Consider the following 22,501-nt stretch of genomic DNA (forward strand, 5'->3'; position numbering starts at 1 on the left):
ACCCCCCCCCCCCCCCCCCCCCCCCCCCCCCCCCCCCCCCCCCCCCCCCCCCCTCCCGCCCCCCCCCCCCCCCCCCCCCCCCCCCCCCCCCCCCCCCTCGCCGTGCGGTGGGTCAGACGCCGCTCGGCACCCGCGACGGCCGGCCCGAGCCGCGCGTCAGGGAGTACCCGAACATGCCCGCGGCGGCTGCGAGCACCCCGCCCATCGCGGTCCAGACCCAGCGGTCCGACCACCAGCCGCCGGACCAGCCGTCCTCCGGCTCGCGCAGGGACGCGGTCACCGTGCCGGCGACCAGGGGCGTGGAGAGCGCGCCGTCCACCGCGTGGACGCCGCCGGTCTCCTTCACGTCGGCCTCGACGGCCGCGCGCACCGGCAGGCCCAGGTCCTCCTCCGGCAGGTTCACGACCGTCAGGCGGACGTAATAGCTGCCCGGCAGCGGGTCGTTGGCCCACTGCTCGGCTCCGGCGCGGACGGTGCGCAGGGTGCAGGACAGTTCTACGGACGCGGCTTCCTTCGCCGCGGCCGCGCTCTGCGTGCCGTAGGTGCACGCCTGCCGGCGGCGCAGTCCGTCGTAGACGTCGAGCTGCCAGGTCGAGGCGCCGTGCCGGCTCGCCGACGCGGGCAGCGTGACCGTGGCCTTGACCGTGGCGCGCTGCTGCGCGTCGAGCGGCAGCACCCAGTAGAGGTAGTCGCCGGTGGACGCGTCGGCCGTGGCCTTCTGGCCCGGCCGGAACGCCGCGGCGGTACGGAAGCCGGTGCCGGCCTCGGTCGGGGCGGAGTCGGCCCGGCCCTTGCCCGGGGTGGCGGTGGGGCTCGCCGACGGCGTGTCCGCGACCGCCGTGCCCACGGCCGTACCCGCCACCGCGAGGGCGGCGGCTCCGGCGAGCAGGGCGGCGGTCAGTGTGCGTACGGTACGCATCAGTTGGTCCTCCAGACGGAGATGCGCCAGCGCGAGATCCATCCCCACACCAGACCGGCCAGCAGTCCGGCGAGCGCCAGCACGGCCAGCAGCCACCAGCCGCGGCCGAGACCGAAGGCGGCCACGTCGGAGGCGCCGTCGGGTCCGTCCACCAGGTCGATGGTCAGCTCGACGGGCATGCCCGGGGTGGTCTTGACGGACGCGGGAGCGGAGAAGGAGTTGCTGACCTGGATGCAGACGGTCTCCGCCGCGGGCTTCGCGTCCCCGTCCTCGTCGTCGTCGGTCTCGGCCTTCGGATACCTCAGTCCGGTGGAGAGCACGTCGGTGCGCCCGTCGCCCGCCTCCGAGCCGCGCACGATCTCGCGCCCGTGGACGGTCGTGGCGCGCAGCAGGACTCCGTAGTCCTTGTTGACGGCGCGGTCGGCGCCGATGCTCACCGAGGCGCGCAGCTCCTGGCCGGGGAGGACGTCCACCCGGTACCAGCGGTGCTCGCCGAAGGTCTCGCGGTCGCTGTAGAGGCCGGCCTTGAGCTGCGGGGCCCCCTCGCACTGCCTGGCGCCCTCGGTCGCCACCGGGTTGACGACCGGGTCGGCGGCCCGGTCGACGAGTTGGCGCACTCTGCTGGAGAGTTCCGCCTTGTGCTGCACCGAGGTGTACGTACCGCCGGTGGCCTCGGCGATGCAGGTGAGCTGGGCCCGGGTCTTCGCGTCGGGCACCAGGCCGAGGGTGTCGATGACCAGGTGGATGCCCTTGGCGGCGATCTCCCGCGCCACTTCGCAGGGGTCGAGCGGGGCGCAGGTGTCCTCGCCGTCGGTGATGAGCACGATCCGCTTGGTGGCGTTGCCGCCTTCGAGGTCCTGGGCCGCGCCCTGGAGGGCCGGTCCGATCGGCGTCCAGCCGGTGGGGGCGAGGGTCGCCACGGCCGTCTTGGCCTCGGTCCGGTCGAGCGGCCCGACCGGGTAGAGCTGCTTGGTGTCCTTGCAGCCGAGCGCCCTGTCCTCGCCGGGGTAGGTCGCGCCCAGGGTCCGTATGCCGAGTTGCACCTCGGCGGGTACGGCGTCGATGACCTCGTTGAAGGCCTCCTTCGCCGCGGCCATCCGGGACTGGCCGTCGATGTCGGTCGCCCGCATGGAGCCGCTGACGTCCAGGACGAGATCGACCTTGGGGGGTTCCTTCGCCGTCGGTCCGTCGGCGGCGGTGGCGCTCGCCGGGAAGAGCCCGACGGCCAGGGCGGCGAGCAGGCCGCACGCCCCGGCCGCCAGCCGTTTTCTAGTGATCATCGCCGGATCGTATTGAGGATCGTACGGCAATCCAAAACCGGGTCCCCGCCGTGGCTTTCAGGGTGTGGGCGGCTTTCCGCCAGGTGCCCCGGCGGTGGCCGGGCAGGCGGACGGGGCGGACCGGCGGATATCCGGGTGCAGGGGGCGCAGCGCCCGATCTACTCTGCCGGGATGAGTACCCGTACCTTCCGTATCACCGTCCGCGGTTCCTTCGACGGTCTGACCGACGGCCAGCGGGCCGAGTTGCTCGCGGCCGCGCCCGAGCACGACATGCTGCACGCGGAGTTCACTGCCGGGGGGCACCTGACGTACGACCTCGCGGCCCGGCCCTTCTTCACCTTCCGCTTCCTGGACTCGGGCGAGGCCGAGGCGGACATCCTCGACGCGACGGCGCGCGCGGAGCTGGCGGCGGAGAGCTGGCTGACCGAGCGCGGTTACGGCTTCAAGCAGTTGAAGTCGCAGGCGCAGGACCTGTCGCAGGCTCCGCTGGGCAAGCGCGGGCGCCGTGAGGCGGCTCGCGCCGACGGCCGGGCCTGAGGGCCGCAATCTGACGGCCTCGCCGCTCAGGCCTCGTCGTGTGCGGCGAAGACGGTTCCGAGGTGGGCGGCCAGTGGCTGTGGGGCGGGCGGGGTGAGGCGGGCGCCGAGGTATCCGTCCGGGCGGATCACGAAGGCCGTCGGCTGGTCGACCGCGTAGAGGCGGGCGAACTCGCCGCGGGAGTCCTTGTACACCGGCAGCACGGTCTCAACGGCCCGGCCGTCGGGCGGGGCTTCGGCCGGAGCGTCGGCCGGGAGCACCACGCAGGTCTCCACCCGGCCCCCGGAGGACGCCCGTGCGGTCCGGACGAGTTCGTCGAGGCCGGGCCCGGTCCCGTACAGCAGCAGGAGGTGCTCGCGCTCCCGCAGGAGGTCGTAGAGGCGCAGCGGGTAGGCGGGGATCTGCCCGGTGAGCCCGCCGCAGTCGGGTGCCCGGTCACCCGGTGCGGGCCCACGGCCCGCACCGGGCGGGTCCACGATGGGGCTTCCGCGGTAGCCGACGAGCAGTTGGGCCTCGCGGAGCATCAAGGTCGCCGGGTCGTCCGGGTCGGCCTCGAATCCCCCGGCGGCGTGCCGCACGGTACGGCCGACGACTTCCTCGCCCACCGGTCGGCGCTCGGCGTCGTAGCTGGCGAGGAGGGCGGGGTGGGCCGCGTCCCGGACGGCGAGGGCGAGTTTCCAGGCCAGGTTCCAGGCGTCCTGGATACCGGTGTTCATGCCCTGGGCGCCGGTGGGCGGGTGGATGTGGGCCGCGTCTCCCGCGACGAAGACCCGGCCGTCCCCGTACCGGTCCACGATCCGGTGGCTGATGCGGAACACCGAGGCCCAGCGGATGTCGGAGGCGGTGGTCGGCTCGGGTGACAGCCGGTCCAGGACGGCCTGGATGTCCGCCAGTGCGGGGGCCCGGCTGCTCTGCAGGCCGTGGGTGATCCCGTCGGAGGCGTCCTCGGCCTGCCGTGCGGTGGAGAGTTCGGGCGGCACCAGCATCGACATCCGGTACCGGCCGGGGCCGGGCAGCGGGATGCACACCAGGAGGTCGTCTACGGCGCCGTCACCGCCCCGGTGCAGGGAGCGCACGCCGAACCCGCGCGGTACGTCCCAGTCGACCCGTACGTCGGCGAGCATGTACTCCTCGGGGAAGGCGCCGCCCTCGTAGCTGAGCCCGAGCCCCTTGCGGACGATGCTGTGCGCGCCGTCGCAGCCCACCAGGAACCGGGTGCGCACCTCTTCCTCGGCGCCGGACGGGGTGTACAGCCGGCAGGTCACGCCGTCGGCGTCCTGCCGGAAAGACACCAGCTCGGTGCCGCGTTCGACGGCGGTGCCGAAGCGGGCCAGGAACTCGTCGAGGATGCGCTCGGTCTCGTACTGCGGCAGCGCCGCGAACCCGTAGGGCACTTCGGGCGGCAGGACGAGGTCGAGGCGCGGCTGCTCGATGCCGTTGACGTACAGGTACTGACCGCGCATCGGGACGGCCGCTTCCAGAGCCGTGCGGACCAGTCCCATGCGGTCCCAGACCTCCAGGGTGCGCGGCTGGATGCCCACGGCCTTGGCGAACGGCAGCCGGGCGGGCAGCCGGTCGACGATCCGGCAGGAGACTCCGCGCCTGCGGAGCTCGGCCGCGGCGGTCAGTCCGACCGGGCCGGCGCCGGCGACCAGGACGTCCGTTGCGTAGGTGCGCGCCACTGGTGCCTCCCGGCGTGCGGCCCCCCGGGGATCGGTGCCCCTCCATGGTCGCCGCGCGCCGGGTGTCCGGCATCTTTACTCGATCACGAGCTCGACGTCGATGTTGCCGCGGGTGGCGCGGGAGTAGGGGCAGACCTCGTGCGCCTGCTTCACCAGCAGGGCGCCCGTCTCGCCGGCCAGGGACTCGGGGAGCTCGACGCGCAGGGTGACGCCCAGGCCGAAGCCGGCGCCGTCCTTGCCGATGGAGACCTCCGCGGTGACCGAGACCTCGCTGGTGTCGGCCTTGGCCTGACGGCCGACGAGGCCGAGCGCGCTGGCGAAGCAGGCGGCGTAGCCGGCCGCGAAGAGCTGCTCGGGGTTGGTGCCCTGCCCGTTGCCGCCGAGCGCCGGGGGCATGGCGAGGGCGAGGTCGATCTGGCCGTCGGAGCTGACGGTGCGGCCCTCGCGGCCGTTGGCGGTGGCGACAGCGGTGTAGAGCGCGTCCATGAGAGTTCCTCTCGCAGAAATGAACCGTGGCGGCGGCCGGTGGTCGGCCGCGCTCCACCAGTAGAGCACGCAATTAAGTTGTGCGCAATTAAATGCCGCTCAAGGCCGGTCCGGGTACACTGGCCGACATGACCGAGCAGCCGACCGCGACCCACCCCGACCAGGACTTCCTGCGCCTGGACGGCCAGATCTGCTTCGCGCTGAACGCCGCGAGCCGCGCCTTCGGCGGCCTCTACCGCGTCGTCCTCAAGGACCTGGGGCTCACCTACCCGCAGTACCTGGTGATGCTCGTGCTCTGGGAGCACGGCGAGCTGCCGGTCAAGGAGATCGGGCAGCACCTCCGGCTGGACTCGGGCACGCTGTCCCCGCTGCTCAAGCGGCTGGAGACGGCCGGGCTGGTCCGCCGTGAGCGCAGCACCGAGGACGAGCGCTCCGTCCACGCCCACCTGACCGAGGAGGGCGCCGCGCTGCGCGTGCGCGCCGCTGAGGTGCCCCGGCGGATCGCGGCCGCGACCGGCTTCGAGCTCGCCGAGGTCGTCGACCTCCAGACCCGCCTGAACCGCCTCACCGCCGCCCTCGACGCGGCCGTGCCGCGGGAGGCAGGAGAGGCGTAGCCGCCTCCCGCGCCGGACACTGGTCCGGGACGGCAGGACGGCAGGAGGTACGCGATGGAACCGGTGGCGGCACTGGACCGGATCGCCTTCCTGCTGGAGCGCGCACAGGCCCCCACCTACCGGGTACGGGCCTTCCGGACGGCGTCGGCGGCCCTCGCGCGGATGGGCGAGCGGGAGGTGGCCGAGCGGGTCGCGGAGGGCTCCCTGGAGACCGTCAAGGGCATCGGCCCCAAGACGGCCCAAGTCGTACGGGAAGCCCTCGACGGGGCGGTGCCCGCCTATCTGCAGAGCCTGGAGGACGAGGCCGCCGCGCTCCCCGAGGGACCGCCGGCCCCGCCCGCCGCCACCGCGCTGCGCGCAGCGCTCCGCGGGGACTGCCACGTGCACTCGGACTGGTCGGACGGCGGCAGTCCGATCGAGGCGATGGGCCGGGCGGCGGCCGGGCTGGGCCACGACTGGGCCGTGCTGACCGACCACTCGCCGCGGCTGACCGTGGCCCGGGGGCTCTCCCCGGAACGGCTGCGCGAGCAGCTGGAGGTGGTCGCCGAACTCAACGACACGTGGGCGCCGTTCCGGCTCCTGACCGGAATCGAGTGCGACATCCTCGACGACGGCGCGCTGGACCAGGAGCCGGAGCTGCTGGAGCGGCTCGACCTCGTCGTCGGCTCGGTGCACTCGAAGCTGCGCATGGACTCACCGTCGATGACCAGGCGGCTGCTGGCCGCCGTGCGCAATCCGCTGATGGACGTACTGGGCCACTGCACGGGGCGGCTGGTCACCGGCCGCACCCGGCCGGAGTCGCAGTTCGACGCCGAGGCCGTCTTCGCGGCCTGCGCGGAAGCGGGTACCGCCGTGGAGATCAACAGCCGGCCCGAGCGCCTGGACCCGCCCCGGCGGCTGCTGCGCCTGGCCGTGGCGGCCGGCACCTTCTTCGCGATCGACACGGACGCGCACGCCCCGGGCCAGCTGGACTGGCAGATCCTGGGCTGCGAACGGGCCGTGGAATGCGGCGTCCCGGTCGAGCGGATCATCAACACCTGGCCCGCGGACCAGCTCCTGACCTGGACCGACACCCGGCGCGCCGGGTGAGGTCCTCACACCGGCAGCGCTCACAGGAGCGCGAACACCTCGCCCCGCGCGTGCCGCGACCGCGCCGCTTCGGCGGACCGCTGCGCCGCGGCCGGCTCCATGGACCCATTCTCTCCGAGGTCCCGCCGGACGGGCCGCGGCTCAGGGGCGGAGCTCGACGAGCAGCAGGAGCACATCGGCCGCGGCCACCGCCATCGTGGTCAGGAAGGGGAGCCTCCCGGTGGGCCGGCGGGCGGCGAGGAGCAGCGCCGATGCCGTCGCGGCCAGCAGCCCCCAGCCGTACGCCGTCACCCGCCCCGGCGGTCCCGCGATCAGGGCCGCGGTCGAGCCGAGGACGAGCACGGCGGCCAGCGCGGCCGAGCGCCGTACGCCGAGCCGCTGGGGCAGTCCCACCACGCCGGTGGCCAGGTCGTCCTCGATGTCGGGCAGCACGTTGGCGAAGTGCGCGCCCGCGCCGAGCAGCGCCGCGGCGGCCGTGAGCCACGGCGGCGGCCAGGGCGCGCCGGGCAGCCCGAGGGTGACGAAGGCGGGCAGCAGGCCGAAGGCCAGGGCGTACGGGGCCCAGGAGGCGGCCGTGCTCTTCAGCCGGAGGTTGTAGGCCCAGGCGGCCGCGACGCCGACGAGGTGCACGGCGCCGGCGAGGAGCCCGGCGGCCAGCGACAGCGGGACGCAGAGCAGCAGGGCGAGGGCCGCCGCCCGGGTCACGGCGGCGGCCGAGACCGTACCGGCGACCAGGGGTTTGTCCCGCCGGCCGGTGGCCAGGTCGCGCCGCAGGTCGGCGCGGTCGTTGCACCAGCCCACGGACAGCTGTCCGGCGGCCACCGCGGCCACGGTGACCGCCGCACCGGGCAGACCGCGGCCCGCGGCGGCCGTCAGGGCGACGCCGAAGAGGGTGACGGCCGCCGCGGGCAGCGGGTGACACGCCGCGAGCAGGCCGGTCACGGTGTTCGTGGGACCGGCCGGGAGGCCGGACCTGGCGGGCACGTTGGTCTCGGCGGGGGCGGTCGTCTCGGGGGTCTGCGGGGTTCGCGCGGGCACAGCGACACGGTATGCGGCGCCGCGCCCGGTTCTCCTGATTCATAACGATGTGTCAGTTGTTTCCTATGGTGAATCAATGACACGTGTTCTGGCAGTGCGCAGCGTGTTCCCGCCGCATCTCCATCCCCAGGCCGAGATCACGGAGGCGCTCGCGCGCTTCATGCCGTCCGGCTCCGATACCGCGCTGCTGCGCCGGGTCCACGCCTCGGTGCGCGTGGAGCGCCGCCATCTCGCGCTCCCGCTGGAGCGGTACGGTCCGGCGAACGACTTCGGCACGACGAACGCCCTGTTCGTCGAGACGGCCCTGGAACTCGGCGCCCGCGCCCTCGAACTCGCCCTCGCCGACGCCGGCCTGGCGCCGGGCGAGCTCGACCTGGTCATGTCGACCACGGTGACCGGGCTCGCGACGCCCTCGCTGGAGGCCCGGCTCGCCACCCGCGCCGGGCTCCGGCCGGACGTGCGGCGGGTGCCGCTCTTCGGCCTCGGCTGCGCGGCCGGCGCGGCCGGGGTCGGTCATCTCCACGACCATCTGACGGGCCGCTCCGGCCATGCGGCCCTGCTGCTGTCCACCGAGCTGTGTTCGCTCACCCTCCAGTCCACGGACACCTCGATGGCGAACCTGGTGGCCGGGGCCCTCTTCGGCGACGGCGCGGGCGCCCTGCTGGCGGTCGGCCGCGACCATCCCCTGCACGCCACCGGCGCGGGGCCCGAGGTCGTGGCGGCCCGCAGCCGGCTCTATCCGGGCACCGAGCACCTCCTCGGCTGGGACATCGGGCACTGGGGGATGCGCATGGTGCTCGGCCGTGAACTCCCCGACCTGGTCAGGCTGCACGTCGCCGAGGAGGTCGAGACCTTCCTCGCCGCCCACGACCTCAAGCCCCCGGACGTCGACGCGTGGATCTGCCATCCCGGCGGCCCGAAGATCCTCGACGCGCTCTCGGACGCGCTCGCGCTGCCGGAGCAGGCCTTCGCCGCGAGCCGCCGCTCGCTGGCGGCCGTGGGCAACCTCTCCTCCGCCTCGGTCCTGCACATCCTGGACGGCGTCCAGAGCGCGGGGCCGCCGCCCGGATCGGTCGGGCTGATGCTCGGCTTCGGCCCGGGCTTCGCCTCCGAACTCGTCCTCCTCCGCTGGTGACCCGACGAACGCGATGGACCCGGTGACCTCATGAGCTCCTTGACCTCCCTTCCCCCCTCCCTCGGCCTGTACCTGCTGCTCATCGGACTCGTCGTCGCCGAGCGCGTCGCCGAGCTGATCACGGCCCGCCGCCACACCGCCTGGAGCCTGGCCCGCGGCGGACGCGAGTACGGCCGCGGCCACTACCCGGCCATGGTCGCCCTGCACACCGCGCTGCTGGTGGGCTGCGTGGTGGAACCGCTGGCCGCCGGCCGGCCGTTCGTCCCCCTGCTCGGCTGGTCGGCCCTCGGCGTCGTCGTGGCCGCCCAGGGCCTGCGCTGGTGGTGCATCGCCACCCTCGGGCGGCGCTGGAACACCCGGGTGCTCGTCGTTCCCGGTCTGCCGCTGGTGGAGGCGGGACCGTACCGGCTGCTGCGCCATCCCAACTACGTGGCGGTGGTCGCCGAAGGGATCGCGCTCCCGCTCGTGCACTCGGCCTGGCTGACCGCGCTCGGCTTCACCGTGCTCAACCTGTTCCTGCTGCGCGTCCGGATCGGCTGTGAGGACGCCGCGCTGACGGACGGCGGCCGGCTGCGCGCGCCCGCCTCCGTCCCGTCCGCGGGCGCCACACGGTGATCGACCTGCTGATCGCGGGCGGCGGTCCGGCCGGGCTGGCCACCGCCATCCACGGCGCCCTCGCCGGCCTGGAGGTGGTGGTCGTGGAGCCCAGACCCACGCCCATCGACAAGGCCTGCGGGGAGGGCCTGATGCCGGGCGGCGTACGCCGGCTGCTGGAGCTGGGCGTCCCCGTGGCCGGGCAGCCGTTCCACGGCATCCGGTACGTCGACGGCGTCAGCGGCCGGCAGGCGGAGGGCCGCTTCCGGTCCGGCCCGGGCCTCGGCGCCCGGCGTACGGTGCTGCAGGCCGCACTGGCCGAACGCGCCGCGCAGCTCGGCGTACGGGTGCTCCGGCAGCGCGTCGACCAGGTGCGCCAGGACGTCCACCACGTCAGCGCGGCCGGGCTGACCGCCCGCTACCTCGTGGCCGCCGACGGCCTGCACTCCCCCGTCCGGCGCGGACTCGGCCTCTCGGCGCCGGCCGCGACCCGCAGGCCGGCCCGCTACGGACTGCGCCGCCACTACGCCGTGGCACCGTGGAGCGACCTCGTCGAGGTGCACTGGTCGGAGCGCTGCGAGGCCTACGTCACCCCGCTGGCGCCCGACCAGGTCGGCGTGGCCGTACTGACCACCGAACAGGCCCCGTTCGACGTACAGCTCGCCCGCTTCCCAGTCCTGGCCGAGCGCCTGGGCGCGGACGCGGCCGGTACGCCGGTGCGCGGGGCCGGGCCGCTGCGCCAGGGGGCCCGCGTACGGGTGGCCGGGCGCGTGCTCTTCGTGGGGGACGCGGCGGGGTACGTGGACGCGCTGACCGGCGAGGGCCTCACCCTGGCCGTGACGGCGGCGGGCGAGCTGGTGCGCTGCGTACGGGAGGGCCGCCCGGCGGCGTACGAGCAGGCCTGGCGGGACCTGTCGCGCGGCTACCGCACTCTCACCGCTTCCCTGCTCTGGGCCCGTCACCAGCCGCGGCTCGCCCCGCGGATCGTCCCGCTGGCCGCCCGGCTCCCGCGCGTGTTCACCGGGGCGGTGAACCTGCTCGCATGACACCACGCACGACAACGGCACGGATGACGCGGCACGCATGACACGGCACCCCGCGCACGGGGCGCGGGGTGCCGGTCGGTCGGGCGCAGGGGCCGGGGGGTCAGGCCGAGTTCTCCTGACGGTTCCTCAGGGCGAGCCCGGCGAGGACCGCGCCGGCCGCCGCGCACAGCACCACGGTGACGCCCGCCCACGCCAGGGTGGAGCCCACGGCGCCGGCCAGCGGGTCGAAGCCCGCCGATCCGCCGAGGACGTGCAGGGCCACGACCGCGGTGCCCGTGACCGCGCCGGCCCGCCACACCCCGGGGGTGTCCCGGAGCGCCACGAGCGCCCCGACGCCCAGGCAGAGCACCGCGACGAGGAGGGGCAGGAAGTCGGCGGGGGCCGCGGACGGCAGGGCCGTCAGGTCGTTCGGCAGGTGCAGCGCGCCGCTGACGAACAGGGCGAACGCCACGGGCCAGCGCAGTACGTGCCGCAGGGCCGGGGAGCCGGCCGGTTCGGCGACGGGCGCGGTGCGCCGGCGCGGGTCGTGCGGCCGCTGCTGGTGCCGCTCCCGCTGCCGCTCCGGGCGCCGCTCCCGGTACGGCGCGTCGTACAGCTCCGTGTACGGCAGCTCGTACGGCTCCTCGAACCGCCCGTCGTACGGCGCGTCCTCGGGCTCGTGGTGGAGCTCCTCGTCGTCCTGCCCGGGGGGCCCGGCCCGGCGCTGCCGGTCCGCCGCGCCGGGCTCGTCCTTCCCGAGGATGGTGACCAGCAGGGCCACGTCCTCGATGGACCGTCCGACGGCGGCGGCGCGCAGCGTGATGTCCGCTTCGGCCACCTCGTGCGGTGACTCGCCCAGGAGGGCGACCATCCGTTGTACGTCCTGTACGGGCCTGGCCACGGCGGCCGTGCGCAGCGCCTCGTTGCCGGCGTCGGGCAGCCGGCCGCCGCCCTCCTTGAGGAGGCTCACCAGGGCGGTGACCTCCTCAAGGGGACGACAGGTGGCCGCCGCGTCCAGCAGGGTACGCATGCGCTGTGTGTTCGGCGCGTCTGACGCGTCCGGTGCGTCCGGTGCGTCCGGCGGGGTGGAGTCGGGGGTCCCGCGGCGGTCTTCGTGGGGCGTCGTCGCGAGGGTGATGGGGTCATTCATGGAAAGCTCCGTTCGCCGACGCGCGGGTCTACACATCGCGCGCCGGTCATCGTGCGTCATGGGAAGCGCACGCTTTGTTACATTGAGTGCCAGTTCTGCTCACTGCGCCATTCGGGGCGGGCAAACGGGGGTCTCCACGCCGGCTCGCCGGCCCACCGGGTCGCACGGGGAAAGGTCGTCGGCGTGCCCGACATTCACCAGGTCCGACGCCGGTGCGCGCTGCTGCTACCCGTGGTGTTGCTCCTCCTGGGCGCCGCGGCCCCGCCGGAGCGGCCCGCCGTTGACCCGGAACCCGTCGTGAGCACCGACCGGGGCGCCGTACGCGGCCGGGCGCACGGCGCGTACGACACCTTCGAGGGCATCCCCTTCGCGGCTCCGCCGACCGCCGCCCGGCGCTGGCGGCTGCCCGAGCCGGCTCCCCGCTGGGAGGGCGTACGCGATGCCGGGGCGCCCGGGGCGCGCTGTGTGCAGCTGCCCGTGCTCGAACCGGGCGCGCCGATCGGCTCCGAGGACTGCCTGTACCTCAACGTCACCGCTCCGGCGGGCGGCCGCGACACCGGGGGCCGGCTCCGGCCGGTCATGGTCTGGTTCCACGGCGGCGGCTTCTTCAGCGGCGCGGGCGACACCTACCGGCCCGACCGGCTGGCCGAGCGGGGCGGGGCCGTGGTGGTGACCGTCAACTACCGGCTGGGCGTCTTCGGCCTGTTCGCCCATCCGGAGCTCGGCGGGGCCCCCGACTTCGCCCTGGCGGACCAGCGGGCGGCCCTGCGCTGGGTGCGGGCGAACGCGGAACGCTTCGGCGCGGACCCGCGCGACGTCACCGTCTTCGGGGAATCGGCGGGGGCGCTCAGCGTCTGCGCCCACCTCACCTCCCCGGCCTCCGCGGGCCTCTTCCACCAGGCGATCGTGCAGAGCGGGTCGTGCTCGACCACGACGCCTCCCCGCGCGCTGCTGCCCGGCCTCGGCAGGTACGAGCCCTTCGTGCCCGAGCGGCGCACGGTCGAGGAGGGCGCCCTGGCGGCGGCCCGGCTCGGCTGCGGCCGGCCCGCCGGCGTACTGGACTGCCTGCGCCGCCTGGACACCGGCGCCCTCGCGACCGCGGAGCTGATGCAGCGCTTCTCCCTGGTCTCGTACGGCAACAGCACGCTGCCGCTGGAGCCCCGGCGGGCGCTGGAGGCGGGGCGGTTCCACCGGGTGCCGGTGATGCAGGGCGCCACGCAGGACGAGATGCGCCTCTTCCTCGCGCAGACCCTGGCCGTGTACCCGATCGGCGACGCGACCGCGTACCGGGCCCGGCTGGAGCAGTCCTTCGGCGCCTCGGCCGCCCGTGCCGTGGAGGCCCGCTATCCGGTGTCGGCACACCCGACCCCGGCGGTGGCGTGGGCCACCCTGCTGACGGACGCGTCGTTCATCTGCCCGGCGTTGCGGGACGGCGCGGCGCTGGCCCGGCACGTGCCGACGTACGAGTACCGGTTCAGCGACCGCGGCGCACCCCACTTCACCGGCCTGCCGGAGGTGCCGGGGCTGCCCTTCGGCGCGGCCCACGGTTTCGAACTGCCCTACCTGTTCGCGATGGCTCCGCTGAGCGACCCGCAGCGGCAGCTCGCCGACCGGATGACCGACTACTGGACCCGATTCGCCCGCACGGGCGTTCCGACGGCGCCGGGGGCCCCGGAGTGGCCGCGCCACCGGTCGGCGGCGGCCGTGCTGTCCCTGGCGCCGGGCGCGGGCGGGATCCGTACGGTCGACGCGCGGGCCGAACACCACTGCGCGCTCTGGGACGCGCAGTGGCCCGGGGTCACCACTTCTGGGTGATGACGTCGTAGTCGTGGGCGCGGAGGGTGAGGGTGCCGGTGTCGCCGTAGACCTGGCGGCGCCATGCGGTGAAGACGTCGGCGATCCGGCGGGCGTCCTCGGCGGCGCCCTTGCCCACCTGGCGGGTGGTGAAGGTGATGCGCGCCTCGCCTTCCGCCCGTACCTTGCGGACGCGGGTCTCCCTGAGGCGGACGTCGCTGTCCTGGTCGGTGCGGCGCTTGTCGAAGTAGGCGTTGAAGTCCCGGGTCATGTCGAACCAGTCGGCCGGGCCGCAGGGGCCGCCGCCGTTGCCCATGTCCCCGTCGGTGGGCGGGCCCACGTATCCGCCGGTCTCCTGGTCGGTCGGGGGGCCGGCGGGGGCACCGGTGTCCTCGTCGGTGGGGGGACCGGCCGGAGCACCCGTGTCCTCGTCCGTGGGCGGACCGGCCGGAGCACCCGTGTCCTCGTCCGTGGGCGGACCGGCAGGTGCTCCCGTGTCCTCGTCGGTGGGAGGACCGGCGTAACCGCCCGTCTGCTCGTCCGTGGGCGGACCTGCGTAACCGCCCGTCTGCTCGTCCGTCGGGGGGCCGGCGTCGCCGCCCTTGCCCTCGTCCGTCGGCACGTCGAGACCGCACTCGGCCGGCGCGAGCGTGGGGACGCCGGCGGGCGGCGCGGCCTGCCCCGCCCGGGTGGTCCCGCACCCCGCCAGAACGGCGCACAGGAGCCCCGCCACCACCATGCGTCCCGTCACGGACCCCGCTGCGATCGTCATGACCATCCACCATCCCCCTTTGGCCATCAAGAGGTGATCCGGGCGGTCCCGGTTCCGCCCCTCCCGCGGCCGATCGCGGCCGCTACGCCAGGACGACGGGCTCCCCGACCCGGACCGTTCCCGGTGTGATGACGCGGGCGAGCATGTCGAGGCGGTTGTCGTGCGCCCTGGCGATCGTCCTCAGGATCAGCGGCGCGTGCGGAAGGTCCCGCTGGGCCTGGTTGGTCATGACGCACCGCTCGCTGGAGCGCAGGAACTCGATGTGCAGGGTGTCCCCCACCCGGGCCTTGCGGCCGGCCCACTCGTCCTCGACGAACGGCGGGGTGCCGGGCGGGGTGCGCAGCAGGAGGTTCGGCCGGAACCGGCGTTCGTCGACCGGTACCTCCGGCACCTCGTCGCGGATCCAGTCGAGGGTGGCCGTCGTCAGGACGCTGAGCGGCAGCTGGTCGAAGTGCGAGACCTCGCCCTCGCGGGCCAGCTCGACGTCATCGCGGCCGAGGTAGGTGCGGAGGTAGCCCGTGGGGTCGGCCACCACGCGTCCGTGCGGATCGACCAGTTCCGGCAGGCCCGGTTCCTGGTCACCGGGAGCGTAGCGGGAGCTCAGGTGGAGCAGCCCGGCCATCCGCCGGAAGCGCCGGGTGTTCTTGCCCGAGCCGAACTTCCCCTCGGCGTCCCGCACCGCGTACAGCCGGTCGCCCGCCAGGCCCCGCTCGTCGACTCGTACGCCGCGCAGCCGTTCGCCACCGGTCGACTTGATCGGGTACCGCCAAATCCGCTCTATCACGCCCGCGTTCTCCGCCACCGGCACGACGGTACTACGGTGGGATCATGACCGGTTCCCTGGTCCGTCCCCTCCTCTACCTCGATGTCGACGGGCCTCTCATCCCCTTCGGCGCGGGTCCGTACCCGCCCGGGGACGATGCCAATCCGCTGCTCGCCCGGATCGATCCCGCGCTCGGGCCGCGGCTGGCGGCGCTGCCGTGCGAGCTCGTGTGGGCCACGACGTGGATGGCGGAGGCCAACGAGTGCGTCGCGCCCCGGCTCGGCCTCCCGGAACTGCCGCTGGTGGCCTGGCCGGAGCCGTCCGATGCCGACGGGCGGGGCGGAGTCCACTGGAAGACCCCGGCCCTCGTCGCGCACGCGGCCGGACGGCCCTTCGTCTGGCTCGACGACGAGATCACCGGCGCCGACCGGGACTGGGTGGCGGCCCGGCACCCCGGCCGGGCGCTCCTGCACCGCGTGGATCCCGGCCGTGGGCTGGGCGACGCCGACTTCAGCGCGCTGTGGGAATGGCTCCGTCCGGGATAGCCGCCCAAGACGCGGCGACCAAGGAGCGTTCCGCCGCCGCGAGGTGGGTGGCCGCGGCCAGCCAGGCCCAGGCGTAGCCGTCGGGCGAGGGGTCGGTGAGACGGCCGAAGGCGTTGCGGGGGCGGCGGTCGGCCTCGGCGGCGAGGGCGGCGGACAGGTCCGCGGCCCCGGTGAGCCCGGCCCGGCGCAGCGGGCCGAACGAGGCCAGGGGCGCCGTACCGCGGGCCGCTTCGGCGACGGCGCGGCGGCCGCCCGCGACCCCGGTCTCCAGGAGGCGGCGTACCCGCCACAGCGGCGAGTCGGCCAGCGGGTCCGGCCCCTGCCCCTCGGTTACCGGGACCTGCCCGGGGGCGTCGGCCTGTGGCGGGAAGTGGATGCCCTGGAGGCGGTCGTAGCCGAGGTCGGCGCGGCCCAGCCATTCCTCGGGCAGCCGCAGGGTGTACGGCGCGCCGGGCACCGGGCCCACGGCGAGGGGGCGCAGCGTGGCGGCGCGGTCCGGATCGGGGCGGCCCAGGACGCGCAGCTGCAGTCCGGGGTACGCGGCGATCCGGCGCAGGTTCGCCGTGTGCGGCAGCTCGGGGTGGGGGTGCGCGGGCAGCAGCCGCAGCAGCGGTGCGTCCGGGCGTGCCTCGCGGACGAGGAGGTGTTCGCCGGCCGCGCCCACGACGGTGACGTCGCAGCCGAGGAGCGCGGACTCGGCCTCGTCCGGATCGGCCAGCAGTTCGGCGACGGCCTCGGCGGCCGGACGGGCGAAGAGCGGCGCGGCGGGCTGCTCGGTCCAGAGCGTGCCGCGCAGCGGGGTCGCCCGGACCCCGCGTCCGGCGCCGAGCCGGCCCTCCGCGGAGACCGTGGCGCCGACGATGCGCAGGCCGCCGCGGGCGAGACCGGCGTGGTCGAGGGTGGCGCCGCCGAGGGCGACGGAGGCGGAGCCGGCGCCGCGGGCGCGGGCCAGGCCGCCGGGGCGGACGTCGGACACCGAGTAGCGGGCGCCGTCGGGGGCCAGCAGGTGGGTGACGACTCCGCCGTATCCGGTGGCGGAGAGGACCGGTTCCCGGCACAGGCCGTGCACTTGGAGGCTGCCGCCGGGCGCGTAGGCGCGGCGGGCGGTGCCGGTCAGCGCGGGGTCGGCCGCTCCGGAGGCCAGCACCCCGGCGGTGTGCAGGAGTTCGCGGAAGGCGCCGGTGAGGGCGCCGAGCCGCTGGGTGGCCCGGCGTTCCCGGGCGGCGCGCAGGCCGCGTACGACCCGCAGGGCGGCGGCCTCGGCGCGCGGCAGCCCGGCGAGGCGGGCGGTGTGGGCGGCGCGCAGCAGCTCGGCCTGGACCACGGCTCCGCCGGCGGTGACTCCGGCGGCGAGGGCTTCGGCGGCGGCGTGCCAGAGCGCGGCCGCGGCGGCGAGCTGGGCCGCGGTGAGGGACGGCGCCGGGCCGATGGACTCGGTGGGATCGGTGGGATCGGCGGGATCGGCGGGCCCTGACTCCGTCGGGGCCTGCGGCTCGGGCTGTTCCACGGGCGGTGGCGGCGGGGCCGCGTCCGCGAGCGGGGCCGCGCCCAGTGCGGCGGCCCGGTGCAGGCAGCGGGGTGCCAACAGGCAGCTGCACGTGGCCTGTCCGGCCTCGGTGACGGTGCCCGCCGGGCCGGGGCGCAGGGTGACGAGGGCGTCCTCGCCGAAGCGGACGGTGACACTGCCGTCCGCCTCACGGGCGGCGCCCGCCGCGCAGTCCTCGGTGGCGGCGTCCAGCTTCTTGCGCAGGCGGCCGGTGAGGTTCTCGACCGCTTCGGCGAGCACCTCGGGTGCGACGGGCGGCAGTTCGGTGCTCAACGGGACTCTCCACGGAGGCGGTCGCCCACCCAGCGGGCGAGGGCGAGGGGGCTGAGGGCTGCCACCGGCATGCCGGCCGCGACGAGTTGCCGCGCGACCGGGACCGAGTACCGGGGCGTTCCCGCGTCGTCGAGCGCGGCGCAGCCCATCAGGTGGGCGCCGGAGGCGGCCAGCGCGCGGACCTCCCCGAGGAGCCCGCCGATCGGGGCGCCCTCCTCGAAGTCGCTGACCACGACGACGAGGGTGCGGCTGGGGACGGTGATCAGGGTGCGGGCGTGCGCGAGACCGGCGGCGATGTGCGTACCGCCGCCGACGCGGACCTCCAGCAGCAGCGAGAGCGGGTCGTCGACGCGGTCGGTGAAGTCCACGACCTGGGTGGAGAAGGCGAGGAAGTGGGTGGACAGGGTCGGTACGCCGCCCAGCACGGCCGCGGTCAGGGCCGACCAGATGACGGAGGCCTCCATCGAGCCGGAGACGTCGACGACGAGGATCAGCCGCCAGTCGGCCTCGCGGTTCGCCCGGGTGCTGAAGACGGGCCGCTCCGGTACGACGACGACCGTGCCGTCGGCCCGCCGCCGGGTGTGCGCGAGGTTGGCGCGCAGGGTCCGGGCCAGGTCGAGTTTGCCGCCGGGGCGGCGGGTGGGGCGCGGCGTGGCGAGGCCGGAGAGGGCCGGGCGCAGGCGGGTGGCCAGCTCCTTGGCGAGCTCGTCGACGAGCCGTCTGACCAGGGGGCGCAGACGGGCGAGTTGGGCCTCGGGGAGCCCGCCTGCCAGGGACAGTACGGAGCTCAGCAGTTCCACGGAGGGGCGTACGGACGCCGGGTCGAGCTGGGCGAGGACGTCGGTGCGGCCCGCTTCGGCGGCGCCGGCGAGCACTTCCTCCCGTACGTCCGCGCCGAACAGCGCCTCCAGCTCCTGCGACCACTCGCGGGCGGTGGGGAAGGAGGCCTCCTGGCCGCCGCCCTGGCCGCCCCCTTGGCCGGAGTCGAGGTCGGACGCGCCTTCGCCGCGCCCGGTGCCGTACAGCTCGTCCAGTGCGTGGGCGTAGCGGCGGGCGCCGGCGGGGAGGCGGTCGCGCTCGCGGCCGAGCAGCAGCCGCCAGCGGTCGGCGGGGGCGAGCCGGCGATCCTCGCCCTCGGGGGTCCCGGCGGGCGGCGCGGCGGGACTGTCCGGGCGCGGGGCGGGTGCCTCCGCCGCGGGCAGCGGGAGGGCCTTGAGCGCGGCGAGCCCGGCGGCGTCGGCTGCGGCCCAGAGGGCGAGCAGGGCGGGCGACGCGTCGAGCGCGAGGTCGATCCGGTCGCCGATCCGCTCGGTGACGGTGTCCAGCAGGCGGTCGCGGGCGGCGGGCGAGAGGGCGTCGAAGCCGCCGCGCAGAGCCGGCAGGCGGTCCAGGAAGTCCTGGTCGGCGAGGCTCTCGACGCGGACGAGGAGCGGGGTCAGGGCGGCCGGCGAGGACCCCAGCAACGGGCCCGCGGCGGTGAGGAGTCCGGCGAGCCGGCGGGTCAGGGCGCGCCGGCTGTCGGCGGTGCCCGCGGCGTCGATCCACCCGGCGGCGCGATCGCCGAGCCCGGCGGCCGGGTCGAGGTCGAGGAGGACCCGTACGGCCAGGGCGGCGCCCTGCATCAGCGGGGACGCGGAGGCCGCCAGGCCGGCGAGGGCCTCGTCCGTGCGCAGGCCGAGGTGGTGGGCGGCGGCGCGGTCGGCGAGGGCCACGAGGGCGGCCGCGTCGGCGGGGTCGTCGCTGCCGGCGAGGCCGGGCAGCGACCGTACGGCCGCTTCGAGGAGGTCCGCGGTGAGGGCTGCGGCGGTGGCACGGGACCCGTCGGAGGTGCCGGGGAGGTGGCCGCGGTGCAGGGCCTCCAGGAGGTCGAGGGCGTCGAGGAGTTCGGGCAGGGTCGCCGTCTGCGGCAGGGCGCCGGCCGCCTCGTGGAGGCGTACGTCGACCAGCTCGGGCAGATCGCAGCGTGCGGCGGCGGCCAGCCCGGCGAGGATCTGTGCCGGGGTGGGTCCGCCGTCGGCGGCGGCCCGGCGGGCGGTGTCGCGCAGGGTTCCGGCGGCCGCCTGGGCGGCGGTGACGCCGCGGACCCCGGCGAGATCGAGGCGGGCCGGGACGGAAGGCGTCCAGGACAGCCGCCACTTGGTGCCGAGGGCGGTGCCGTCGCCGGTGGCGGCCACGGTGAGGGGCTCCCCGTAGGAGGCGCCGCACACGAGGAGCCGTTGCAGGAGGACCTCGCGGCGGCCGTCCAGGGCGGAGCGCAGCGGGTCGAGGCGGACCTCGCGGGAGGCGGGCTCGTCGGGGCCGGGCAGGCGCAGTTCCGTCAGCTCGGCCTCGACGGAGGGGCCGAGGCCGGAGCGGGGGGCGTGCGGGGTGATCCGCCCGCGGGCGGTGCCGACGAGCACGGCCTCCAGGGCGCGGGCCAGCGCGCGGCCCCGGCCGAGCGGTTCGCCCTGGCCGAGGACGGTGGTGACGGCTTCGAGGAGCTCGCCGCGGCCGGGCGCGGGCAGTCCGCGCAGGACGGCGAGGTCGCAGGCGAGTCGCAGGGTCTCGGCGGCCTCTCCGGTGCCGGCGGTGTGCCCGGCCCGGCGCAGCTCCCGGCAGAGCCGGATGACGGCGGCGGAGGCCGCCTCCCGTACCCGCTCCGGGTCCCCGCCGGCTTCCAGCACGGCCTGCTGCCAGAGCGGGTCCCGGATCCCGGCGGGGTACCCGGAGCGGGAGTCGAGCAGATCGAAGGAGTACGGCACGAAGGAGGTGACGGCCCCCTCCGCCGCCTCGCCGGCGCGCGCGGGCCCTGCGGCCCGAGGCCCCGGCTCGGCACCCGCCCGCGGTGCCGGCACCGAGCCCACGGCGGCCGGCCCGGCGCCCGGGCCGAGGAGGGCATCCTCGGCAGCGGTCGGCCCGGCCTGCGCGTCCACGCCCGCACAGGAGGAGTCGACATCGGCGCAGCCGGTCCCGGCAGCCACAGCGTGAAGGGCGCCGTCGGCAGCGGGAGCGGCCGGGCCGGTGCCCGTGGCCGCGCCCGCGTGCGCCTCGTCTACAGCGGAGGCGCCCGCGCCCGGGAGGGCCGGGGCGTGGAAGGCGCCGATCACGGCCGCCACGCGGTGGCCCGCGGCGGTGGCGCCGGCGATGACGGAGCGCATGTGGGACTCGCGGGCGAGGTCCCTGGCCGGTGGGGTGGAGTCGGCGCGCAGCGCCCAGCCGACGCCGATCGCCGCGCGGCGCACGGCTTCCGGGGAACAGCCCGGGGCGAGCACCTCGACGGCGCGGTCCCACAGGTCGTCACCGTCACGTCCGGTACCGGCGGCGGTGAGCGCGTCCGCGAAGGAACTCCCCCGCGGCGCCCGCGCACCCGGCTCGCAGCCCGGCTCCGCCGGCGTCGGAGCCGAAGCCGAAGCCGGAGCCGGAGCCGGAGCCGGAGCCGCGTCTGCGGGGGCCGGCTGAGCGGGGACCGGCCCTGCGGGCCGAGCCAGGCCGGGGCCCGCCGGGGACGGGGCCGCGCCGACGGGCACGGCCTGGCCCGGGACCGGCCCCGCCTTGACCGCCGGGTCGGGGTCCGGGGCCGGCTCCGCGGGCCCGGCCGTCCAGTCGGGGGACGCGAGGGGGAGGTCGCAGCAGAGGACGGTGGCGCCGGTGCGGCGGGCCCAGCGGATGGCGGCCAGTTCCGGGGAGAAGTCGGCGAACGGGTAGAACGCCAGGCGGCCGTCGCCGCCGGTGCCCGCGAGGGCGACGGGGGCGACGGTCTCCGGGTCGGCCAGGTGCTCCAGCCACGGCTGGAAGTCCGCCGGGAGCTCGACGCAGACCACGTCCGCCCCCGAGGCGTCCAGCAGCTCGGGCACCACCGCGGCCAGCGCCGGGCTGTGGTGGCGCACCCCGATGAGGTACGGCTCACGGGTCGCGGCGAGGGCCTCCACCGCGGCGCGCGGGTCCGCGCGCGGGTCGGTGTGCGTCAACGCAGGCTCCCGCGCAGGTCCCAGAGGCGGCGCCACATCGCCGAGCCGTCCTCGGCGCGGCGGCGCACCGGGCCGTCCCAGTAGCCGAGGAGGCGGCCGTGGTCGGCCGGGTCGTCCTTGCGGACCACGCCCAGCAGGTGCCCCGGCAGCAGGTCCAGCACGTCCCCGCCCGGCAGGTACGCGGCCGCGACCCCGAGCGAGGCCGCCACCTGCACGGCCTCCGCGGTGGACATGACCGTACCGGGGCGCTCCACGTCCCAGCCCTCGGTGGAACGCCCGGAGCGCAGGTCGCGGAAGACGGTGACGAGCGCGTCGAGGACGGCGTCGTCGACGCCGAAGGCCGCGCCGGCCCGCTCGACGGCGGCGACCGCCTGCCGGCGGATCAGGGTGGCCTCGGCGTCCGCGTCGGCGATCGGGGCGACCGTCTCGAAGTTGAAGCGCCGCTTGAGGGCGGCGGACATCTCGGAGACGCCGCGGTCGCGCAGGTTGGCGGTGGCGATGACGGTGAAGCCGGGGGCCGCGGAGACCACGGCGTCCTCGGTGGCGGTCAGTTCGGGCACGCTGATCCGCCGGTCGGACAGGATCGACACCAGCGCGTCCTGTACCTCGGGCAGGCAGCGGGTGATCTCCTCGACGCGGACCACGCGTCCGGTGCGCATGGCGGAGAGCACCGGGGAGTCGACCAGGGCTCCGGAACTGGGCCCCTGTGCGAGCAGCAGCGCGTAGTTCCAGCCGTAGCGGAAGGCGTCCTCGGTCGTACCGGCCGTGCCCTGGACGGTGAGGGCGCTGGTGCCGCTGACGGCGGCGGCCAGCAGCTCCGACAGCATCGACTTGGCGGTGCCCGGCTCACCCGTGAGGAGCAGGCCGCGCTCTCCTGCGAGGGTGACGACGCAGCGCTCCACCAGGGCGCGTTCGCCGACGAACTTGGGGGCGATGGCCAGCTTGGCGGGGAGCCCGGCGCGGCGCTTCGGCAGGGCCAGTTCGGCTCCGTCGCTGCCGCAGACGAAGGTGACGACGGCGCGCGGGGTCAGGGCCCAGCCGGGCGGCCGGGGACCGGGGTCCTGGGCGGCGAGGAAGTCGAGTTCGGTGGCGTACCGCTCCTCGGCGGGCAGCACCTGCCGGGCGGCGGGGACGGATGGTGCGGTGACGGTCATCGGGGTCCTCCTGGACGGGAAGGGGAAGGGGCGGGGAAGGGGCGGGGAAGGGGTACGCGTGTCGGGCGGGGGGGGGGGGGGGGGGGGGGGGGGGGGGGGGGGGGGGGGGGGGGGGGGGGGGGGGGGGGGGGGGGGGGGGGGGGGGGGGGGGGGGGGGG

At 76.1% G+C, this 22,501-nt stretch carries 19 protein-coding genes; 8 read left to right on the forward strand and 11 right to left on the reverse strand.

Translation table 11 applies throughout. The annotated features are described in order from the left end of the window. Nucleotides 1-112: 112 nt before the first annotated feature. Nucleotides 113-919, reverse strand: a complete 807-nt coding sequence (locus ACZ4VT_RS22810) for a hypothetical protein (RefSeq protein WP_467952161.1) — start codon at nt 917-919, stop codon at nt 113-115. Beyond that, the gene (locus ACZ4VT_RS22815) at nt 919-2,199 is read right to left on the reverse strand and encodes a VWA domain-containing protein (protein WP_467952163.1); all 1,281 of its coding nucleotides are present in this window, start codon (nt 2,197-2,199) and stop codon (nt 919-921) included. Before ACZ4VT_RS22815 ends, ACZ4VT_RS22810 begins: the two co-directional genes overlap by 1 nt. A gap of 171 nt (nt 2,200-2,370) precedes the next feature. Here ACZ4VT_RS22815 and ACZ4VT_RS22820 point away from each other — a divergent pair, with 171 nt between their 5' ends. Then, on the forward strand, nt 2,371-2,736 hold the full coding sequence (locus ACZ4VT_RS22820; RefSeq protein WP_467952165.1) for a DUF6204 family protein: 366 nt from the start codon (nt 2,371-2,373) through the stop codon (nt 2,734-2,736). A gap of 26 nt (nt 2,737-2,762) precedes the next feature. On the opposite strand, the gene ACZ4VT_RS22825 is transcribed toward ACZ4VT_RS22820, so the two are convergent. Next, nucleotides 2,763-4,418, reverse strand: a complete 1,656-nt coding sequence (locus tag ACZ4VT_RS22825; protein WP_467952167.1) for an FAD-dependent monooxygenase — start codon at nt 4,416-4,418, stop codon at nt 2,763-2,765. Nucleotides 4,419-4,493: 75 nt separating this feature from the next. Continuing rightward, entirely contained in the window at nt 4,494-4,904 is a 411-nt protein-coding gene (locus tag ACZ4VT_RS22830; RefSeq protein WP_362814090.1) for an organic hydroperoxide resistance protein, read from the reverse strand. Between the two features lie 128 nt (nt 4,905-5,032). Here ACZ4VT_RS22830 and ACZ4VT_RS22835 point away from each other — a divergent pair, with 128 nt between their 5' ends. Both ACZ4VT_RS22835 and ACZ4VT_RS22840 read left to right on the forward strand, forming a co-directional pair. Beyond that, nucleotides 5,033-5,518 carry a MarR family winged helix-turn-helix transcriptional regulator gene (locus tag ACZ4VT_RS22835; RefSeq protein WP_467952169.1) on the forward strand — a complete coding sequence of 162 codons (486 nt, stop codon included), beginning with the start codon at nt 5,033-5,035 and terminating at the stop codon, nt 5,516-5,518. 54 nt (nt 5,519-5,572) lie between these two features. Then, nucleotides 5,573-6,607, forward strand: coding sequence for a PHP domain-containing protein (locus ACZ4VT_RS22840; RefSeq protein WP_467952171.1), 1,035 nt, complete (start codon nt 5,573-5,575; stop codon nt 6,605-6,607). Nucleotides 6,608-6,748: 141 nt separating this feature from the next. Here ACZ4VT_RS22840 and ACZ4VT_RS22845 read toward each other — a convergent pair whose 3' ends face one another. Then, the gene (locus tag ACZ4VT_RS22845; RefSeq protein WP_467952173.1) at nt 6,749-7,645 is read right to left on the reverse strand and encodes a UbiA family prenyltransferase; all 897 of its coding nucleotides are present in this window, start codon (nt 7,643-7,645) and stop codon (nt 6,749-6,751) included. A 76-nt stretch (nt 7,646-7,721) separates the two neighbouring features. On the opposite strand from ACZ4VT_RS22845, the gene ACZ4VT_RS22850 reads away from it, so the two are divergent. Genes ACZ4VT_RS22850 through ACZ4VT_RS22860 form a run of 3 tightly spaced genes read left to right on the forward strand, consistent with a single transcriptional unit; the run spans nt 7,722 to nt 10,420 of the window. Continuing rightward, nucleotides 7,722-8,780, forward strand: a complete 1,059-nt coding sequence (locus tag ACZ4VT_RS22850) for a type III polyketide synthase (RefSeq protein WP_467952175.1) — start codon at nt 7,722-7,724, stop codon at nt 8,778-8,780. A 30-nt stretch (nt 8,781-8,810) separates the two neighbouring features. Next, nucleotides 8,811-9,395 (forward strand): isoprenylcysteine carboxyl methyltransferase family protein, encoded by a 585-nt coding sequence (locus ACZ4VT_RS22855; RefSeq protein ID WP_467952177.1) that lies wholly within the window; start codon nt 8,811-8,813, stop codon nt 9,393-9,395. After that, a complete protein-coding gene (locus tag ACZ4VT_RS22860; RefSeq protein ID WP_467952178.1) occupies nt 9,392-10,420 on the forward strand; it encodes an NAD(P)/FAD-dependent oxidoreductase in 1,029 nt (342 codons plus the stop codon). Before ACZ4VT_RS22855 ends, ACZ4VT_RS22860 begins: the two co-directional genes overlap by 4 nt. A gap of 100 nt (nt 10,421-10,520) precedes the next feature. Here the strand turns inward: ACZ4VT_RS22860 and ACZ4VT_RS22865 are convergent, their stop codons facing one another. Continuing rightward, nucleotides 10,521-11,549 carry a hypothetical protein gene (locus ACZ4VT_RS22865; RefSeq protein WP_467952180.1) on the reverse strand — a complete coding sequence of 343 codons (1,029 nt, stop codon included), beginning with the start codon at nt 11,547-11,549 and terminating at the stop codon, nt 10,521-10,523. A 183-nt stretch (nt 11,550-11,732) separates the two neighbouring features. Here ACZ4VT_RS22865 and ACZ4VT_RS22870 point away from each other — a divergent pair, with 183 nt between their 5' ends. Continuing rightward, on the forward strand, nt 11,733-13,364 hold the full coding sequence (locus ACZ4VT_RS22870; RefSeq protein ID WP_467952182.1) for a carboxylesterase/lipase family protein: 1,632 nt from the start codon (nt 11,733-11,735) through the stop codon (nt 13,362-13,364). Here the strand turns inward: ACZ4VT_RS22870 and ACZ4VT_RS22875 are convergent. Both ACZ4VT_RS22875 and ACZ4VT_RS22880 read right to left on the reverse strand, forming a co-directional pair. Continuing rightward, nucleotides 13,348-14,115 (reverse strand): hypothetical protein, encoded by a 768-nt coding sequence (locus ACZ4VT_RS22875; protein ID WP_467952183.1) that lies wholly within the window; start codon nt 14,113-14,115, stop codon nt 13,348-13,350. The two genes, ACZ4VT_RS22870 and ACZ4VT_RS22875, sit on opposite strands and share 17 nt — an antisense overlap. Before the next feature lie 82 nt (nt 14,116-14,197). Beyond that, entirely contained in the window at nt 14,198-14,917 is a 720-nt protein-coding gene (locus tag ACZ4VT_RS22880; RefSeq protein WP_467952185.1) for an MOSC domain-containing protein, read from the reverse strand. A 26-nt stretch (nt 14,918-14,943) separates the two neighbouring features. On the opposite strand from ACZ4VT_RS22880, the gene ACZ4VT_RS22885 reads away from it, so the two are divergent. Then, nucleotides 14,944-15,423 carry an HAD domain-containing protein gene (locus tag ACZ4VT_RS22885; RefSeq protein WP_467952187.1) on the forward strand — a complete coding sequence of 160 codons (480 nt, stop codon included), beginning with the start codon at nt 14,944-14,946 and terminating at the stop codon, nt 15,421-15,423. Here ACZ4VT_RS22885 and ACZ4VT_RS22890 read toward each other — a convergent pair. Genes ACZ4VT_RS22890 through ACZ4VT_RS22900 form a run of 3 tightly spaced genes read right to left on the reverse strand, consistent with a single transcriptional unit; the run spans nt 15,389 to nt 22,343 of the window. Next, nucleotides 15,389-17,242 carry a hypothetical protein gene (locus ACZ4VT_RS22890; protein ID WP_467952189.1) on the reverse strand — a complete coding sequence of 618 codons (1,854 nt, stop codon included), beginning with the start codon at nt 17,240-17,242 and terminating at the stop codon, nt 15,389-15,391. The two genes, ACZ4VT_RS22885 and ACZ4VT_RS22890, sit on opposite strands and share 35 nt — an antisense overlap. Next, on the reverse strand, nt 17,239-21,189 hold the full coding sequence (locus ACZ4VT_RS22895; protein WP_467952191.1) for a DUF5682 family protein: 3,951 nt from the start codon (nt 21,187-21,189) through the stop codon (nt 17,239-17,241). Before ACZ4VT_RS22895 ends, ACZ4VT_RS22890 begins: the two co-directional genes overlap by 4 nt. Further along, nucleotides 21,186-22,343: an ATP-binding protein gene (locus tag ACZ4VT_RS22900; protein WP_467952192.1), complete on the reverse strand. Its 1,158-nt coding sequence runs from the start codon at nt 22,341-22,343 to the stop codon at nt 21,186-21,188. The genes ACZ4VT_RS22895 and ACZ4VT_RS22900 overlap by 4 nt, the downstream gene beginning before the upstream one ends. Nucleotides 22,344-22,501: the final 158 nt, after the last annotated feature.

The organism is Streptomyces sp. NPDC029164, assembly GCF_055563995.1.